Origin of the sequence: Martinezella tropici (assembly GCF_003287875.1) — a bacterium.
Lineage (GTDB): Bacteria > Pseudomonadota > Alphaproteobacteria > Rhizobiales > Rhizobiaceae > Rhizobium > Rhizobium tropici_C.
The window spans coordinates 483,552-499,868 of the sequence record NZ_QMKK01000025.1 but is presented as its reverse complement, the minus strand read 5'-3'; the positions used below and the strand labels follow the sequence as shown (position 1 = coordinate 499,868).

General features: G+C 57.0%; 19 protein-coding genes. 18 read left to right on the top strand and 1 reads right to left on the bottom strand.

The features are described 5' to 3' along the window. Window positions 1-165: 165 nt before the first annotated feature. The 5 genes from DQ393_RS10325 to DQ393_RS10305 all read left to right on the top strand — a co-directional run bounded on the left by DQ393_RS10325 (window position 166) and on the right by DQ393_RS10305 (window position 5,610). Complete coding sequence (locus DQ393_RS10325) at window positions 166-870, top strand: GntR family transcriptional regulator (RefSeq protein ID WP_112341660.1); 705 nt, start codon at window positions 166-168, stop codon at window positions 868-870. Between the two features lie 97 nt (window positions 871-967). Then, window positions 968-2,329 carry an aspartate aminotransferase family protein gene (locus tag DQ393_RS10320; RefSeq protein WP_112341659.1) on the top strand — a complete coding sequence of 454 codons (1,362 nt, stop codon included), beginning with the start codon at window positions 968-970 and terminating at the stop codon, window positions 2,327-2,329. After that, window positions 2,326-4,038 carry an acetolactate synthase catalytic subunit gene (locus tag DQ393_RS10315; RefSeq protein ID WP_112341658.1) on the top strand — a complete coding sequence of 571 codons (1,713 nt, stop codon included), beginning with the start codon at window positions 2,326-2,328 and terminating at the stop codon, window positions 4,036-4,038. The genes DQ393_RS10320 and DQ393_RS10315 overlap by 4 nt, the downstream gene beginning before the upstream one ends. Next, window positions 4,035-4,808 carry a 3-oxoacyl-ACP reductase FabG gene (gene fabG, locus DQ393_RS10310; RefSeq protein ID WP_112341657.1) on the top strand — a complete coding sequence of 258 codons (774 nt, stop codon included), beginning with the start codon at window positions 4,035-4,037 and terminating at the stop codon, window positions 4,806-4,808. Before DQ393_RS10315 ends, fabG begins: the two co-directional genes overlap by 4 nt. Then, window positions 4,795-5,610: a winged helix-turn-helix transcriptional regulator gene (locus tag DQ393_RS10305; protein ID WP_181592311.1), complete on the top strand. Its 816-nt coding sequence runs from the start codon at window positions 4,795-4,797 to the stop codon at window positions 5,608-5,610. Before fabG ends, DQ393_RS10305 begins: the two co-directional genes overlap by 14 nt. 74 nt (window positions 5,611-5,684) lie before the next feature. Here the strand turns inward: DQ393_RS10305 and DQ393_RS10300 are convergent, their stop codons facing one another. Next, complete coding sequence (locus DQ393_RS10300; protein ID WP_095436095.1) at window positions 5,685-6,038, bottom strand: MarR family transcriptional regulator; 354 nt, start codon at window positions 6,036-6,038, stop codon at window positions 5,685-5,687. Between the two features lie 99 nt (window positions 6,039-6,137). On the opposite strand from DQ393_RS10300, the gene DQ393_RS10295 reads away from it, so the two are divergent. From DQ393_RS10295 to virB11, 13 genes are read left to right on the top strand one after another with little or no spacing between them, the layout of a single operon-like run. Beyond that, window positions 6,138-6,677: a hypothetical protein gene (locus DQ393_RS10295; RefSeq protein ID WP_112341744.1), complete on the top strand. Its 540-nt coding sequence runs from the start codon at window positions 6,138-6,140 to the stop codon at window positions 6,675-6,677. A 2-nt stretch (window positions 6,678-6,679) separates the two neighbouring features. Next, window positions 6,680-7,348 carry a lytic transglycosylase domain-containing protein gene (locus tag DQ393_RS10290; RefSeq protein WP_112341655.1) on the top strand — a complete coding sequence of 223 codons (669 nt, stop codon included), beginning with the start codon at window positions 6,680-6,682 and terminating at the stop codon, window positions 7,346-7,348. Beyond that, window positions 7,345-7,647, top strand: coding sequence for a TrbC/VirB2 family protein (locus DQ393_RS10285; RefSeq protein WP_007694680.1), 303 nt, complete (start codon window positions 7,345-7,347; stop codon window positions 7,645-7,647). Before DQ393_RS10290 ends, DQ393_RS10285 begins: the two co-directional genes overlap by 4 nt. A 4-nt stretch (window positions 7,648-7,651) precedes the next feature. After that, complete coding sequence (locus tag DQ393_RS10280) at window positions 7,652-7,990, top strand: type IV secretion system protein VirB3 (protein ID WP_112341654.1); 339 nt, start codon at window positions 7,652-7,654, stop codon at window positions 7,988-7,990. Beyond that, window positions 7,962-10,349, top strand: coding sequence for a VirB4 family type IV secretion/conjugal transfer ATPase (locus tag DQ393_RS10275; protein ID WP_432421995.1), 2,388 nt, complete (start codon window positions 7,962-7,964; stop codon window positions 10,347-10,349). The genes DQ393_RS10280 and DQ393_RS10275 overlap by 29 nt, the downstream gene beginning before the upstream one ends. Then, window positions 10,349-11,044, top strand: a complete 696-nt coding sequence (gene virB5 / locus DQ393_RS10270; protein WP_112341653.1) for a P-type DNA transfer protein VirB5 — start codon at window positions 10,349-10,351, stop codon at window positions 11,042-11,044. The genes DQ393_RS10275 and virB5 overlap by 1 nt, the downstream gene beginning before the upstream one ends. Next, window positions 11,041-11,274, top strand: coding sequence for an EexN family lipoprotein (locus DQ393_RS10265; protein ID WP_112341652.1), 234 nt, complete (start codon window positions 11,041-11,043; stop codon window positions 11,272-11,274). Before virB5 ends, DQ393_RS10265 begins: the two co-directional genes overlap by 4 nt. 3 nt (window positions 11,275-11,277) lie before the next feature. Continuing rightward, a complete protein-coding gene (locus DQ393_RS10260) occupies window positions 11,278-12,210 on the top strand; it encodes a type IV secretion system protein (protein WP_112341651.1) in 933 nt (310 codons plus the stop codon). Between the two features lie 35 nt (window positions 12,211-12,245). Next, entirely contained in the window at window positions 12,246-12,533 is a 288-nt protein-coding gene (locus DQ393_RS10255; protein WP_112341742.1) for a hypothetical protein, read from the top strand. Continuing rightward, the gene (locus DQ393_RS10250; protein WP_112341650.1) at window positions 12,533-13,204 is read left to right on the top strand and encodes a virB8 family protein; all 672 of its coding nucleotides are present in this window, start codon (window positions 12,533-12,535) and stop codon (window positions 13,202-13,204) included. The genes DQ393_RS10255 and DQ393_RS10250 overlap by 1 nt, the downstream gene beginning before the upstream one ends. A gap of 5 nt (window positions 13,205-13,209) precedes the next feature. Next, window positions 13,210-14,088 (top strand): P-type conjugative transfer protein VirB9, encoded by an 879-nt coding sequence (gene virB9 / locus DQ393_RS10245; RefSeq protein WP_181592319.1) that lies wholly within the window; start codon window positions 13,210-13,212, stop codon window positions 14,086-14,088. After that, the gene (virB10, locus tag DQ393_RS10240; RefSeq protein ID WP_112341648.1) at window positions 14,078-15,247 is read left to right on the top strand and encodes a type IV secretion system protein VirB10; all 1,170 of its coding nucleotides are present in this window, start codon (window positions 14,078-14,080) and stop codon (window positions 15,245-15,247) included. The genes virB9 and virB10 overlap by 11 nt, the downstream gene beginning before the upstream one ends. Window positions 15,248-15,255: 8 nt before the next feature. Continuing rightward, on the top strand, window positions 15,256-16,245 hold the full coding sequence (gene virB11, locus DQ393_RS10235; protein ID WP_112341647.1) for a P-type DNA transfer ATPase VirB11: 990 nt from the start codon (window positions 15,256-15,258) through the stop codon (window positions 16,243-16,245). The last annotated feature ends 72 nt before the right edge of the window (window positions 16,246-16,317 follow it).

Here is a 16,317-nt window from a genome sequence, read left to right as displayed (position 1 = left end):
ACCGATCGCTTGGCTTCTGGTCCGGTTCCCGAGCTGAACTTTGGGAAGACGGAAATCTGCGAAAGTGCTATGACTTTAATGTCACATAATGTTTGCAAGTATGTCGCTTTTCATTTTTGTTGCAACAAAATAAATGCTTGTCAAAGGAAATTGGAGGAATTTTCAATGGAAAACGTATCGGAAGACGAAGGATACCATCAGCATCAGCCCAATCGATTGGGCGAAATGGCATATCACAACATGAAGGAGCGACTGATCCGAGGCGCTTTTTCCCCCGGAGATAAGCTCACAATTCGTGCGGTTTCGGAAATGCTGGATGTCAGCACGACGCCCGCTCGTGACGCCATCAACCGCCTCGTGATCGATGGTGCGCTCATTTATTCTGGGCCGAAAACCGTTATCGTTCCCCACTTAAGATTGTCGGATCTCCAGGAGATTACGCAGATGCGTCTGGCTCTGGAGGGGCTTGCGGCAGCGCTGTCCGTCAAGGCCGCAAGCGAGGCAACGATCGATGAACTTGAGCAACTTCAGGCGAAAATTGACGCCGCATTGGATGAAAAGCGTTATTTTGACACCCTTTGGCATAATAAGGAGTTCCATTTCGCGATCTATCGTCTCAGCGGAATGCCCTATCTTTTACAGGTGATCGAGACTCTGTGGCTGCGGGTTGGTGCGTCATTTAATGGCCTCTACCCGGAATTTTCCGAGACGCGCTACGGTGCTCGCAATCACCGTAACGCGATAGAGGCGCTTGTTGAAAAGGATGCCGATGCTGCGCGCGCAGCCATCGAGAGCGACATTCGTGATGGATTTCGTCAGATGAAAAAAATGAGCGCAGACCGCGATCAAAGGAATCTCTCTCGCCGCTGAATAATTATGTTGCACTTTCCTTTTCTCCGTGTTTTTTTGTTGCAACAAAAATGTGAACGGGATGCGAACGCGCATCTCTGCATGGAGAGGGCAAGGCATGCTTCATCAGGATTTTCCACCATTTCGACGGGCAGCACTCAGATCGCGATCGCAATATTTCTTTGAGCGAGGGCAGATCGTGTTTCCCGATGGAACCACGCGCGTCACCGTCGAACGCGATCCTCTGCCGACGTATATTTCCCGCGGTGAGGGTGCTTATCTGGTCGATGTCGACGGCAATCGGCTCCTCGACCTCAATAACAATTTCACAACACTGATCCATGGTCACGGTTACCTACCCGTTGCCGACGCAATCGCAGATCTCCTGCAGAAAGGAACCTGCTTTTCCAATCCAACGGAGCACGAGTTGGGATTGGCGGAATTGCTCGTACAGCGCATTCCCGCGATCGAGCAGATTCGCTTCGTCAACAGCGGCACCGAGGCTGTCATGTTCGCTATCAAGGCAGCTCGCGCCTTTACCGGGCGGTCGCGCATTGCCCGCGTCGAAGGAGCCTATCACGGTGCCTATGATTGGGCCGAGGTAAGCCAAGGCGCGTCGCCTGCATCCTGGGGACCAGCGGACGCCCCCACATCCACAACCTCTTATGCCGGCGCGCCGGAAAGTATTGCCGAAGAGGTCGATGTGATCCGCTTCAATGATGTCGAAGGCCTGGAACGGAGGCTGGCCGTGTCTGGTGGCGACCTTGCCTGCATCCTGATGGATCCCATGCCGAGCAGGGCAGGTTTGCTCGCCCCTGAGCCAGCCTTCATCGAAGCCATCTCCAGTCTTGCCGGGCAATATGGCGTTCTCGTCATAGCCGACGAAGTGCTGAATCTGCGTCAGGGATATCGTGGTGCATCGGCGCGTTTCGGGCTCGTGCCGGATCTTATTGCTGCCGGGAAGATTATCGGCGGGGGCTTTCCAGTCGGCGCAGTTGGTGGTCGCAAGGAGGTGATGGCGGTGTTCGCAAGCTCGGGCGCAAGGCCAGCGGTGCCACAGGGCGGCACTTTTTCGGCCAACCCGGTTTCAATGGTCGCAGGAAGGGTGGCCATGGAGGCACTGACTTCGGCAAGCTTCGAGCGTCTTGATGAAATGGGTACGCGTGTGCGCGACGGCCTTTCTGCCGCGATCGCGCGTCATGACGCGCCATTTATCGTCACCGGTTCGGCTTCGCTTTTTCGTATTCACCCCAAGCGGCAGGTGCCCCGTGACTATCGGCAGGCCTTCCCGACACCGGAACAGAACAGTTGGATGACCAATCTGACAAGCCATTTCCGTCAGCTCGATATCCTCCTGCCCTTTGGGGCCGCCGCCTGCCTGTCCACGGCAATGACGAACACCGATCTTGATTTGATCGTCGATGTCTTCGGCGATTTCCTCGAAACCTACGAAGCCGATTTTGCTGGAGCAAACGCATGACCACGAAGTCCTTGGAAACTGTCGCTGAATGCCTGGCTCGTTCGCTGGTGCGCCATGACGTCACTCATATATTTGCCCAGAGCCTACCATCAGCGCTCATCCTGGCTGCCGAAGCGGCAGGCATTCGCCAGGTCGCTTACCGACAGGAGAATATGGGCGGCGCCATGGCCGATGGCTATGCGCGACGATCCGGAAAGATCGGCGTGGTGGCCGCCCAGAATGGTCCGGCTGCCACGCTGCTGGTGCCGCCCATGGCCGAAGCGCTGAAAGCGAGCGTTCCGATCGTAGCACTTGTGCAGGAAGTCGAGCGCGATCAGATGGATCGGAACGCGTTCCAGGAGCTTGACCATATCGCGCTCTTCCAATCCTGCACGAAATGGGTGCGCAGGGTCATGGTCCCGGAGCGAATAGAGGACTATGTTGATGCCGCCTTCACTGCTGCTGCCTCCGGTCGACCCGGGCCGGTTGCGTTGCTGTTGCCTGCCGATCTGCTGCGTTCGGAGCTTGGTGTCAAAACGCCATCGCGATCTCTGAATCTTGGCCATTGGCCGCTTGACCGGTCGTCCCCTGATCGCGCGACTTTGCAAAGGGCAGCGGAGTTGATCGCGAATGCGCGCAATCCGGTAGTAGTCGCGGGTGGCGGCGTCCTCGGCAGCGATGCCTGCCATGAACTGGCCATGTTGCAGGATCTGGCTGTACTCCCAATTTTGACCACCAACATGGGCAAGGGTGCAGTTAATGAATATCACCCGCTTTCGGCCGGCGTCTTAGGATCACTCGTAGGTCCGCGGTCACTCGGGCGCCATACGGCAGCTCTGGTCGGTGACGCAGACCTTGTCATTCTGGTTGGAACGCGAACCAATCAGAATGGCACGGATAGTTGGCGGCAAATTCCTGCTGGCGCTCAGGTGATCCACATCGATGTCGACCCTCAGGAAATCGGCCGCAATTATCAAGCGCTACGCCTGGTCGGGGATGCGCGTGAGACACTCAGAGAACTTGTTCATGCCCTCAACGCGCAAGATCTATCCCAACGTCGGGACCAACGGGCCGCTGTTACCAGCCGCGTAGCCGAGTGCTGGCGGCAGTTCGATGAGGATCGGCATCACCTCGTGCATGCTACTGCGTCGCCGATTCGCCCCGAACGCATCATGGCGGAACTGCAGGCGTCATTGACACCGCAGACGACTGTCGTTGCGGATGCAAGCTATTCATCGATGTGGGTCGTCGGCCAATTGCGATCGCTTGCTTCAGGAATGCGGTTCCTGACGCCGCGCGGTCTTGCGGGACTGGGGTGGGGCCTGCCTCTGGCTCTTGGTGCAAAGGCAGCTAGACCCGAGCATCCGGTGGTCGCCATCGTTGGCGACGGCGGGTTCGCCCATAGCTGGGCGGAGATGGAAACCATGGTTCGCTCCGATCTTCCCATAACCATCATCCTTCTCAACAACGGTATCCTCGGTTTCCAGCGGGATGCCGAGACAGTAAAGTTCGGGCGCTTCACATCGGCGTGCCATTTCGCGCCTGTCGATCATATGCAGATCGCTCAAGCCTGCGGATGCCCGGCAGTGCGCGTTGAGGATCCGGCCGAGCTCACGGCTCATCTACAGGGTGGACTGACAGGCAAGGGGCCGCTGTTTATTGAGGTCATGACAGATCCAGAGGCTCATCCGGCTTTGTCCTTATTTGCCGGCTTGGATGAGGCGGCATGATGCCAGAGCCGTCTCGCATCGCCGTCGTGACAGGAGGGACGAGCGGTATCGGATTGGCGACGGCGCGAAAACTACTGGCGGCGGGGCATTGCGTCGCCGTCTTCAGTCACAGCGCTAAAACTGTGACTGATGCAACTGCCGTGCTGTCCGCGGAATTCGGATCTGGACGCGTCTTGGGCCGAGTTGTCGATCTGTCGGATCCTGTGGCTGTTACCAATTTCTTCGAAGAGCTTTCATCCACCTGGGGAGATGCCGAAATTCTCGTCTGCAACGCCGGCATATCGCCCAAAGGCCTAGCTGGTCCTCGGCGGTTCGAGGAAATTGGGCTGGAGGAATGGAACGAAGTGCTGGCCGTTAATCTGACCGGCACCATGTTATGTTGTCAGGCGGTCGTCAGGGGAATGCGACAGGCGGGATTCGGACGCATCATTTTGATTGGATCGCTCGCTGGGCGCACACGTCCTCGCATTGCCGGTGGCGCTTACGCCGCCAGCAAGGCAGCGCTGGCCGGCCTTATGCGCGCGCTTGTCGGATCGTGCGGTCCTTTCGGCATAACCGTTAATCTCGTGGCGCCGGGCAGGATCTTGACACCCTTGACTGGCGATCCCAATACGCCGGCCAATCAGGACGCGGTTGCACGCATTCCTTCTGCCAGATTGGGAACTCCGGAGGACATTGCCGCCGCCGTTGCCTTTCTGGCGTCGGAAGAAGCGGGCTTCGTTAATGGTGCTATCCTCGATATCAATGGAGGCGAATATGCGCCAGCCTAGAGCCGTCACGCGGCCCGGGGCGTTCAACTTCAAGCGCTCCGATGCGACAGTGAAGCTCGAAGTGGCGGCCCACAACGAAGTCATTATCTGGACCTCCGATGCAGAGCTGTTCTTGCCGTTTAGCTATATTCTGAAGACGGAGGGCTTTATGCCCTCTTTGGCTTGCAGCGCCAACGATGTTTTGGCTTCCTGCACGAAGCGCTTGCCGTGCGCGGTCCTTTTCGATTGCACCCATGAAACCCAAGATGCCGTTTCCATATGTGGCGAAATCAGGCGATCCACCACACATGACAAGGAAGTCCGCCTGATTGCGCTCTTGCGAAGCGAAGCGCAGCCGCTTCATCTTGCCTTGCTGCAAGCCGGTGTTGATGATTGCCTGTTCAGGCCGCTTTCACCGGAGAAGTTGCTGACATCTCTCAGGCAGGCGGCGGGACAGGCCATGGAAACGGCCAACTCAAAAAGGGTTGCGTCGCTGGCTTTTGCCGACTTGGAAGTCGACGTCGACAGTCGCCGAATACTTTGCAACGGTTGCGACTTTGCGCTGCCACCCATCGAGTTCAATATTCTACGTCATCTGATGAAGAGGGAGGGACAGCTCTGCAGCCGTTCCGAACTGATTGCTTCGGCTTGGCCGGCTTCCGCCGAAGTCACGCCGCGAACCGTAGACGTTCACATTGGCCGCTTGCGCAAGGCGCTGGGAGTGTTGCCCGGATGTAGTGCTGCCATTCGCACCGTCCATGCAGCTGGCTATGTGTTCAAACCCCGGGGCTTGCGAAAGACTGGGTCAAGCACATCAGCGTAGTCGCTTTGCTTGGACGGATCTAGATTTTTATTGATTCTTTTAATTCAGTTTGATTCGGCCACTGAGATGCTCAATTACCGCGCCTGAAAGCTCCGTAGCTTCTCGAAAATCTCCGGCGCGATCTCAAACTGACGGGCCTTACCGCGCCCCATAGAATTCTTCACGAACGTCTCGGTCAGGATGCCACGTTTCACCAGCGGCTCGATTGTCTCCGTCACGCCCATGCGTGTGAGCTTCGTAATTTCGACTATATTTGAGATAGTTAGTGCTTGGTGAGCTTGGTTCATGATGTAAAGAACACTCATCATGCCGACCTGTTTCAGCCGGGATTGCGGTGTCTCGTCCTCCTGCGGATTATCCATGATCTCATGCAGGATGAAGGCGGCAAACGAAAGACTGTGCCACTGCGTGGTTAGGGTGCTTGTCATCTTTTTAACTGCATTATATAAGTCACTATAAATTACGAAAGACGCCCGATTCGTCGCCGGACCGATCGTCTGATATCGCCACATCGAAGGATCATGCTGATGAAACGCCTTCTGGTTGGAACAATCTTCGCCATTGCCGGCTGCATGCCTTTATATCTCATTTCCGAGCGGCATGCGCGCGCCGATGATTGGGGATGCCAGGTTATCCTGTGCCTTTCCAATCCGGGTGGGCCCACACAATATGCCGCCTGCCGTCCCCCGATTAATAAGCTCTGGCAGGAGCTTGCCAAGGGGCATTCCTTTCCCACTTGCAGCGGTGTCGGCTTCCGGGCATCGCGTCCTGGTTACGAGCCCTATTTCTGCAGTGATAATTATCGCCTGACGACACGCTATGGCGAGCGCAGCCAACAGGAGACCTGCGTTTCGCGAACCCTTTCCAAGGTTGACGGCGGCTATTGCGCCTCCGGTCGTGATGGCGGCGCTAGAGACGATGGGTTGGTGATATCGGCGCGCTGGCAGCGGGATGGCCGGCACGTACAGTGCATGGGCTATCCGACGGCAAGGCCGAATGTGCGATCCGAGCCCCATTATGTCGATGTAACCATCGACGGTGTGGGAAGCCAACGGGTTTGGTACTGACCATGGCCGTCTCCTTTACCGATCTTGCCCAGACCTGTGCGCCGGCGATTGCGATCGAAACGCTTGCGGCGGTTGTCAGTCTCGAAAGCCAGTTCCAACCTTTTGATATTCGTGTAGGCGGGAGTTCATCTCTTCATGAACAGCCGAAGAGCAAGGCCGAGGCGATCGAAACCGCAACGGCGCTGATGGCGGAGCATAACGATGTCCAGCTAGGACTTGGCGGCATTGGCATCGCCGAATTGCGTAAATTTGATCTCAGCATCGCGGATGCTTTCGACCCATGCCTCAACCTCAAGGCAACGGCCACATTGCTCGATGGTTATTATCGTCTGGCAGTGCGCGCCGGCGCCGCACCGCAGCAGGCTGAGCGCGTGATGCTGCAATCCTACTACGGGCGCTCCGATCCTTCGGTCGGAAAGATGGCCCAGTATGACGATCAGGTCCAAAGCGAGGCCAAACGGCTTTCGAAGACGCTGTTCGCCATAGCGATAGGGCAGAGTGTGGGGCGGCCGACAGTTCCCGAATACCAGACCAGTGATCCGTCCTTGAACGGTGAGGAAGGGCCTTTGCCCGACCGGTCGGCGAAACCACCGTCTTGGGATGTCTTCCACGCAGCGCGGCAATCATCTGCGCTGGTCTTCCAAAATGATCAACCGGAGCAGTCTGAATGATGTCGAGGATCAATATTCGTGCATTTGGCGTCACCGTTGCGATGGCAACTGTCCTTTCGATCGCCATGATCGAGCCAGCCTTCGCGCAGAGCGCCGGCGGGATCGAGACGGTTCTGCAGAATATCGTCACCTTGCTCACGGGCAACGTTGCCAAACTCCTGGCAACGATCGCCGTCATCATCGTCGGCATCGCCTGGATGTTTGGTTACCTCGACCTTCGCAAGGCAGCCTATGTCGTGCTCGGCATCGGCATTCTCTTTGGCGCCTCTCAGATCGTCAGCACGATTTCCGGGGGCTGAAATCATGGTGAAGAAGGTTTCGCTTGAGGAAGATACCCTGTTCTTGGCTTGCACCCGGCCAGCGATGATCGCCGGGGTGACAATGGAGGCCATGGGCGTCAATATTATACTGACGACGATCCTCTACATTGTTGCCGGCTCGATTGCCTATGGGCTTGTCGGTGTGGTCTTCCATTTCATTTTTCGCTCGCTCGTCAAGCATGACCACAACATGTTCCGTATTCTGCTGGCCTGGATCGAAACCCGTGGTCGTTCGCGTAACGGCGCCTATTGGAGGGGTGCTTCGCTGACGCCGTTGAGGCTAGTGCGACACTATGACGAAAGGGACCTTGGCCATGCCTAATGTGTCCCGTCTCAAATTCCGTGAACTCGAGCCAGAAACGTACATCCCCTATGTCCGGCACGTGGATGAGACCGTGATCGCACTCGATTCCAGAGCATTGCTAGCGATGATCGCTTTGGAGGGCGTATCGTTCGAGACAATCGACGCTATCGATTTGAACAGCCTGCAGCGCGATCTCAACACGCTCTACCGCAACATTGCCGACGACCGTCTGGCAATCTGGACCCACCTCATCCGTCGGCGCGATAACACTTATCCCGACGGCGAGTTCACCAATTTCTTCTCGGCAACGTTGAATGGCAAGTATCGGGAGCGGATGGTGAGCGAAGATCTGTTTCGCAACGATCTCTATCTCACCCTGCTTTGGCATCCGGGACACGATCCGGCCGAACGGCTTGCAAATTTGCTGTCACGGCTTCGTAAGGCCCAACGAGCAGCAGCCGAGCTCGATGAGGACAGCCTGAAACATCTGCGGGACAAGGTGACCGATGTCACTGCGGGACTGAGACGCTTCGCCCCGCGCGTGCTGTCTCTCTACGATCAAAACGGCATCCTGTTTTCCGAACCGAGCGAGGTGCTGCATCAGTTGATCGGCGGCCGGCGAGAGCCCATACCATTGACGGAAGGCAGGATCTCCTCGGCGATCTATTCCGATCGTGTGATCTTCGGGCGCGAGACGGTCGAGATCCGCGATGAAGGGACAAGCCGTTATGCCGGCATGTTCGGGTTCAAGGAATATCCGGCGAGAACCCGTGTCGGTATGCTGGACGGCATTCTGACGGCACCTTTCGAACTGATCCTCACTCAGTCCTTCGCATTCAGGTCCAAGACCGATGCCCGCACCATCATGGGCCGCAAGCAGAATCAAATGGTGAGTGCGGTCGACAAGGCAGCCTCCCAGATTGAAGAGCTTGATGCGGCAATGGACGAGCTGGAATCGAACCGTTTCGTGCTTGGTGAACACCATCTGACTCTCGGGATCTTCGCTTCATCTGTCAAAGACCTCGGTGACAATCTCGCGAAGGCGCGCGCGCATCTGACCAATGGTGGCGCTGTCGTAGCGCGCGAGGATCTGGGGCTCGAAGCTGCATGGTGGGCACAATTGCCCGGTAATTTTCGGTATCGGGCTCGTTCCGGTGCGATCACCTCGCTGAATTTTGCAGCACTTTCTCCGTTTCATTCCTATCCTATGGGTAAGAAGGACGGCAACGAATGGGGGCCGGCCGTCGCCATGCTAAAGACGGCGTCGGGCTCGCCGTTCTATTTCAATTTCCACTATGGTGATCTCGGTAACACCTTCGTCTGCGGTCCGTCGGGTGCTGGCAAGACCGTACTTCTCAATTTCATGCTATCGCAACTCGAAAAGCATGACCCGCACATGGTCTTCTTCGACAAGGATCGTGGCGCCGACCTCTTCGTTCGGGCTGCCGGTGGCACCTATTTGCCGCTGAAGAACGGGCTGCCGACGGGATGTGCACCGTTGAAAGCCTTAGAGTTGACACCGGAAAATAAGATTTTCCTGGCACGATTTATCGCCAAGCTAGCCGGCAAGGCGGTGCGCGATTTTTCGGTCAGCGATGTTAGCGATATCGCGCTCGCGATCGATGGTCTTGCCGATCTGCCCAAAGAGCAGCGCACGATCGGCGCTTTGCGCACCTTTCTCAACAATACCGATCCGGAAGGGATTGCCGCGCGCCTGCGTCGGTGGGAAAGGGGCGGGCCGCTTGGTTGGGTCTTCGACAACGAGGCCGATGAGATCGGTATCGGCGCCAAATTTCTCGGCTACGACATGACCGATTTTCTCGACAACGAGGAAATCCGTAATCCCTTGATGGCTTATCTTTTCTATCGTGTCGAACAGTTGATCGATGGTCGACGGATCATCATCGTTATCGACGAGTTCTGGAAGGCATTGCAAGACGAGAGCTTTCTTGATCTCGCCCAGAATAAGCTCAAGACCATTCGCAAGCAGAACGGCTTGATGCTGTTTGCCACGCAAAGCCCGCGAGACGCCATCAACTCACCGATCGCGCATACAATCATCGAGCAGTGCCCAACACAGGTTTTCCTGCCGAATTCCCGCGGTGATCGAGACGACTATGTCGGTGGCTTCAAGCTCACTGAACGCGAATTCGAGTTGCTTGCCCGCGAGCTCTCCGCCGAAAGCCGGCGCTTTATCGTTAAACAGGGTCACAACAGCGTTGTCGCCGAGCTCAATCTCAACGGTTTCGGCGATGAGCTCGCAATCCTCTCCGGGCGAACGGCAAACGTGGAACTTGCCGAGGCCATCCGAGCGGAGCTTGGCGATGACCGGGACGAATGGTTGCGGATATTCCAACAGACAAGGAGTGCAAGCTGATGGCGCAGAGCAGGGTGATTCCCATGACAGCGATAGTGCTGTTCCTTTCTTCGTACGCCGCCGACGCGCAGGGTATCCCGGTGATCGACCAGACGGCGATTGCCAAGCAGATCGAAAGCATAACCCAACTGAAATCGCAGCTCGATGCGCTAAACCAGCAACTCCAGCAGACCCAGCAGCTCTATGGTTCGCTAAACAAGCTGACCAATATGGCCGACGTTGCCAACCTGTTGAACGATCCGGCGGTCCGCAAGGCTTTGCCAGGAGACTTTTCTGCGGTCCAAAGCCTGCTCAAGGGCTCAGGTTCAGGCACGCTTGGTGATGCCGCCTCGAAGTTCTTGACCGACAATTCGACCTACAAAACGAGCGCTAACGACTTTTATGCTCAGGAACTGTCGCGTCTTCAGAACAAGAATGCGGGGCAGATGAGCCTAGCCCAGCAAATCTACGATACCGCGACCAAGCGGATCGATGGGATTGATGAGTTACGCCGGCAAATCTCTTCGGCGAGCGACGCCAAGGACATCGCCGATCTGCAGGCACGGCTGCAGGCCGAAACGGCCTTTCTCCAGACCGATATGCTCAGGATGCAGGGGTTGCAGATGGTGCAGCAGGCCGAGGTTCAGGTCGATGAACAGCGCAAGGCAGAGGATTGGCGCAAGCGCATGGATACGATGGGAGCGGCCCTTCAATGAAGTTTCTTGTTCTCTTTACACTCGGTGTCTCCTTGTTCGGCTGCTCGAAGCAGCCCGAGCGTACGTATTCGGTCGACGAGCTGATGGCCAACCAGACGCTGCTGTCAGATCTCATTGCCAAATGCAAAAGCAATCCCGGTGAGTTGCGAGCCACGCCGAACTGCGTAAATGCCGAGGCGGCAGATTGGAAATCCCGCCTGGAACGCATGGGCAAAGCACTCGGAGGCTGAGGCATGTACCAGATCTTTGCCTTTGTCGATGGGCAGTTCAAGGCGCCGCTGGAGAACTTCATATCATCAGGTACCTCGAATATCGCCAGCTGGGTCACAGGGCCATTGACGGCGGCCTTGACACTTTACGTCATCCTCTATGGCTTCCTGATCCTGCGTGGATCGGTCCATGAACCGATCATGGATTTCGCCTTTCGGGCAATGAAGCTTGCCATCATCCTGATGCTGGTCACGAATGCTGGCGAGTACCAGACTTATGTCGGCGGTATCTTTTTCGACACATTGCCTAAGGAAATTTCGCAGGCGTTGAACTCCGGCACGATACCAAGCGCCTCGACCTTCGACAGCCTGTTGGATAAAGGTCAAAAATGCGCGCATGAGATCTGGTCGCGCGCCTCATGGGGAGTCGATATCGTTACCGGCTTCGGTGGCATGCTTGTCATCTTGGCAAGTTTCGTGGTTGCCGCGATCGGTTATATCGTCTCGCTCTATGCCCGTCTCGCACTGGCGATCGTGCTCGCTATCGGCCCGATTTTCGTAGCACTCGCCATGTTCCGCTCGACGCGCCGCTTTACCGAAGCCTGGATCGGACAACTCGCCAACTTCGTGATCCTGCAGGTACTGGTCGTGGCGGTTGGCTCGCTACTCATTACTTGTATCGATTCCACCTTCACAATGATCGAGAGCTACAGCGACGTACTCATGCGACCCGTTGCGCTCGGCGCCATTTGCCTTGCGTCCCTCTACGTCTTTTACCAGCTTCCAGGCATCGCTTCGGCACTTGCCTCGGGCGGGGCGTCGCTCACCTACGGCTATGGCGCGGCACGCGACGCCCATGAAGGCACGCTTGCCCGAGGTGCTACCTACATGGCGCGCGCGACTGGTCGGGGTGCACGTGCCGTTGGCCGCAGCTTTCGTTTCGAAAGAACCGGCTGATGTGGAACTTCAAGCAAGCAACAAGATGGTTCACGATGATCCGAATATTCGTGCTTTTTTGTGTGGCATCAACGCTCGGCGGCTGCGCGTCACATTCCTATCCCCTGCCCAAATGCGACGGCTATTCGCGCCGGCCGCTCAATCGCGCCATGTGGCAATGGGATGGCGATAGTCGGTCCACGCCGCAACCCCCTCATGCTTCACCGGCGCAGTCCGGCGGCAAGCCACCTGCCTACGTCGAGGAAAAGCTGGATATCGCTCCCGCCGCCTTCGCGCATTTTGATGTCGGCCACTCCTATCGCCCATGCGGAGGGCAGCGGTGATGGTGACGACGGACAGTCTCAAGGATTATTTCGATAAGGCCCGGCGCTTCGACCAGGACCGCATGATCCAGATGGAACGTTCGGCTCGAATTGCCTGGTTCGTAGCCATCGGCGCCGGTATTCTTGCGACGATTTCGACCGTCGCCATCGCAGGCCTGACACCGCTAAAGACGGTCGAGCCTTTTGTCGTGAGAGTCGACAATTCCACCGGTATTGTCGATGTCGTTTCGGCACTCACGTCGACCGCCGGCACTTACGACGAAGCAGTGACCAAATATTTCGCCGCCCGCTATGTTCGTGCCCGTGAGGGTTATGTCTGGAGCGAGGCAGAGGAGAATTTTCGCACGGTTTCGCTGCTCTCGACGGCGCCGGAACAGACCCGCTTTGCCGCGATTTATCGCGGCGGCAATCCGGATTCCCCGCAAAATATCTACGGTCGCGGCGCCACATCGCGGATCAACATCGTTTCCATCTCGCTGATCAACGCCAATGTACTGTCTGTTCGCTATATGCGTACCATCACGCGCGGTGATGAGACGCATACGACCCATTGGGTGGCAACGCTTACCTTCTCCTATGTGAATGCTCCAATGTCCTCGACCGATCGGCTGATAAATCCGCTCGGCTTCGCCGTCAGCGACTATCGCTCCGATCCGGAGGCCATCAATTGAGACATCTGAAACATCATTGTTTGATTGCACTGCTCCTGACCGCTAGCTGGCCATCGGCAACCCTTGCGTTGGAAACGCCGCGCGGCGCATCCCAGGACAGTCGGGTCCGCTTCGTCGACTATCAGCCTTACAATATCACCAGGATCGTTGGCTCGTTGCGTTCCTCCGTCCAGGTGGAGTTTGCCGCCGACGAGGAAATCGCCCATGTGGCGCTTGGCAACACGGTCGCCTGGGAAGTGGCGCCGGCCGGCAATATCCTCTTCCTGAAGGCGCGAGAGAACCAGCCTGTTACGAACATCTCCGTGGTCACGACACGTCGTGATGGTTCGACGCGCAGTTACCAGATGGAGTTGACGGTCCGAGACGGTCCGGTTGCCGCCGGCCAGGACACTTACTTCTATGTCAAATATCGCTATCCGACCGATGATGCGGAACGCCGTCGTCAGGAGGCGCTCGCGCGAACCCAGGCAGCCCAAGCTGGACAAGCCGACACAGTGCTGGCTTTGCATGAGCAATATGGACCGCGCAACTGGCATTATTCGGCACAGGGCTCAGGAGCGTTGGAACCGAACGCTGTTTATGACAACGGCAAGATCACGACGATCGCCTTCACCGGCAATCAGGAAATGCCGGCAATCTATATGGAAAACTCTGACGGCACCGAGAGCCTGGTACCTAAGTCGGTTTCCGGTGACCTCGTGCTCGTCCATGCGATCAGTCGCAAATTTATTCTGCGGCGGGGAGGAGACGTGCTCTGCATCTTCAACGAAGCCTACGATCCGGTGGGCATCGATCCCAACACCGGTACAACATCGCCTTCCGTAGAGCGCGTCATGAAAGCGCAGGCGGCAAGCGCTGCAACAGGAGGAGCCTATGGCGGATGAGGCAGAAGACCGTATCCCAGGTGAGCGCGCCGAGACGGATGTCAATGCGCGAGCTGAGGGCCGTCCATTCCTGAAGCGCGGTGGCGTGGTTTTAGCGATGGTCGCTTTTGTTGGGTTTTCGTTGTGGTCGATGCGTGACCGGCAAAAGGCTGAGACGAAAGAGCCCGACCATGTCGTTATTCGCCAGACGGCTGACTTCGAGCCGGCGAAGGAAGAGGTAAAGCCGGCGGCACCCCTTCCTGAGGTGTTGTTACCGACGCCTGCGTCAAAGGAGCAGATCACACCTACTGAGGACCCGTTGTTGGACTCCGCCCGCCGTGCGCCGGTGATGGCCTATAATGGACAGCAGTCCTCATCGCAACGCCGCGACACAGCAGCCGCCATGTCGCAAGACACCGGTTCCAATTACCTGCCCGTTCCTGGCAGCCTTGGGGGCGCCCAACCTGAAACCGAGGACCAGCGCTTCAACAGGATGTTGACGCCGACTCAGCTGGAAGGATCACGCGCCGGCACGCTCGGCAATCGCGACTTCATTGTGGCGATGGGAACTTCCATTCCGTGCGTGCTGGAGACGGCGCTTGCCTCCGACCAGCCAGGCTTCGCTAGCTGCATCATCAACCGCGATGTGCTTTCCGACAACGGCCGCGTAGTTCTGATGGAGAAAGGAACCCAGATCGTCGGAGAATATCGAGGTGGCTTGAACCGGGGCCAGAAGCGTCTATTCGTGCTTTGGAACCGGGCAAAGACGCCAAAAGGTGTAATTATTACACTCGCCTCACCCGCAACCGACGCACTCGGGCGGGCGGGCATGGATGGCTATGTTGACACGCATTGGTGGGAGCGCTTCGGCAGCGCCATCCTGCTCTCCATCGTTGGCGACGCGACGACCTATGCCGGCAGCCGACTGCAGGATAGTGACGTTCAAGCGCAGAATACGACAACCACTGGCCAACAGGCAGCAGCGATCGCCGTCGAGCAATCCATCAATATTGTGCCGACATTGACGAAGCATCAGGGCGAGCTCGTCTCGATTTTTGTGGCCCGAGATCTCGATTTTTCCGATGTCTATAGCCTGCGTGTCACCGAACCTCGCAACAGGATCCTCGATCGGGCGGTATTGGGGGATTTCGGGCCTCGATCAACGCTCGTGACGAAGTAGGGCGGAAGATGGCGGAAGCTTCAGATGCTCGTGTGGTGCGTGAATTGCTTTTGCCACTGTCTCGCTTCCTGAAGGACACGTCGCTGTATGAGATCGTCGTTAACCGTCCAGGTGAAGTCCTGACCGAGGGAGCGGAGGGATGGCGACATCATGCGCTGCCGGACCTTAGTTTCGAGAAGCTCATGCGCCTGGCCCGAGCCATTGCAAGCTATTCGAACCAGGCAATCGACGAGGCCCGGCCGGTCTTGTCGGCCTCTTTGCCAGATGAAGAGCGGATTCAGATCGTTGTTCCGCCCGCAACGAGCAAGGGCACGGTCAGCGTCACGATCAGAAAGCCGTCGTCGGTGACGCTGACGTTGGATGATCTCGAAAGGGGTGAATTATTTTCCAATGTCTCCTCGCCGAACCGTCATAGCGAATCCTCCGATGCGAGATTGGATAAGATCCTCAAGGCAGGCAATTACGCGACATTTCTGCGTGCGGCGGTTCTTGCGCGCAAGAACATTATCATCTCGGGCGCAACCGGATCGGGCAAGACCACCCTGTCGAAGGCATTGATCCGGCATATCCCGGAGCATGAGCGGATAATCTCAATCGAAGATACGCCGGAGCTGGTCATCTCGCAGCCCAATCATGTCAGGCTTTTCTACTCGAAAGGAGGACAGGGACCAGCGAAAATCAGCGCGAAAGATCTGCTCGAATCGTGCCTCAGGATGCGACCCGATCGCATTCTTCTACAGGAGTTGCGCGACGGCTCGGCCTTCTACTACATCCGCAATGTCAATTCAGGACACCCTGGATCGATCACAACGGTGCATGCCGATTCTGCGGCGCTGGCATTTGAGCAACTGACGTTGCTCGTGAAAGAGTCGGAGGGAGGTCGTGACCTTAAGCGCAGCGATATTCGTAGTTTGCTGAAGGTCGCGGTTGATATCATTGTCCAGTGCAGGCGGATCGACGGGCAGTTTCGGGTGAGCGAGATTTATTTTGAGCCGTGATCGAGCGGAGAAATGATTAGTCCCTGCTTTTTGGTTTGTTCGCTTCAGCCGAGGTTCCGTAAGCGTTGTTTC

What these genes read in the sequence shown, in the direction of transcription:
- virB10 (WP_112341648.1), top strand. Translation starts at nt 14,078, where the DNA reads ATGGCGGATGAGGCAGAAGACCGTATCCCAGGTGAGCGCGCCGAGACG.
- DQ393_RS10250 (WP_112341650.1), top strand. Translation starts at nt 12,533, where the DNA reads ATGGTGACGACGGACAGTCTCAAGGATTATTTCGATAAGGCCCGGCGC.
- DQ393_RS10280 (WP_112341654.1), top strand. Translation starts at nt 7,652, where the DNA reads ATGGTGAAGAAGGTTTCGCTTGAGGAAGATACCCTGTTCTTGGCTTGC.
- DQ393_RS10315 (WP_112341658.1), top strand. Translation starts at nt 2,326, where the DNA reads ATGACCACGAAGTCCTTGGAAACTGTCGCTGAATGCCTGGCTCGTTCG.
- DQ393_RS10305 (WP_181592311.1), top strand. Translation starts at nt 4,795, where the DNA reads ATGCGCCAGCCTAGAGCCGTCACGCGGCCCGGGGCGTTCAACTTCAAG.
- DQ393_RS10325 (WP_112341660.1), top strand. Translation starts at nt 166, where the DNA reads ATGGAAAACGTATCGGAAGACGAAGGATACCATCAGCATCAGCCCAAT.
- DQ393_RS10295 (WP_112341744.1), top strand. Translation starts at nt 6,138, where the DNA reads ATGAAACGCCTTCTGGTTGGAACAATCTTCGCCATTGCCGGCTGCATG.
- virB5 (WP_112341653.1), top strand. Translation starts at nt 10,349, where the DNA reads ATGGCGCAGAGCAGGGTGATTCCCATGACAGCGATAGTGCTGTTCCTT.
- DQ393_RS10290 (WP_112341655.1), top strand. Translation starts at nt 6,680, where the DNA reads ATGGCCGTCTCCTTTACCGATCTTGCCCAGACCTGTGCGCCGGCGATT.
- DQ393_RS10275 (WP_432421995.1), top strand. Translation starts at nt 7,962, where the DNA reads ATGACGAAAGGGACCTTGGCCATGCCTAATGTGTCCCGTCTCAAATTC.
- DQ393_RS10265 (WP_112341652.1), top strand. Translation starts at nt 11,041, where the DNA reads ATGAAGTTTCTTGTTCTCTTTACACTCGGTGTCTCCTTGTTCGGCTGC.
- DQ393_RS10260 (WP_112341651.1), top strand. Translation starts at nt 11,278, where the DNA reads ATGTACCAGATCTTTGCCTTTGTCGATGGGCAGTTCAAGGCGCCGCTG.
- DQ393_RS10320 (WP_112341659.1), top strand. Translation starts at nt 968, where the DNA reads ATGCTTCATCAGGATTTTCCACCATTTCGACGGGCAGCACTCAGATCG.
- DQ393_RS10255 (WP_112341742.1), top strand. Translation starts at nt 12,246, where the DNA reads ATGATCCGAATATTCGTGCTTTTTTGTGTGGCATCAACGCTCGGCGGC.
- virB11 (WP_112341647.1), top strand. Translation starts at nt 15,256, where the DNA reads ATGGCGGAAGCTTCAGATGCTCGTGTGGTGCGTGAATTGCTTTTGCCA.
- DQ393_RS10300 (WP_095436095.1), bottom strand. Translation starts at nt 6,038, where the DNA reads ATGACAAGCACCCTAACCACGCAGTGGCACAGTCTTTCGTTTGCCGCC.
- DQ393_RS10285 (WP_007694680.1), top strand. Translation starts at nt 7,345, where the DNA reads ATGATGTCGAGGATCAATATTCGTGCATTTGGCGTCACCGTTGCGATG.
- fabG (WP_112341657.1), top strand. Translation starts at nt 4,035, where the DNA reads ATGATGCCAGAGCCGTCTCGCATCGCCGTCGTGACAGGAGGGACGAGC.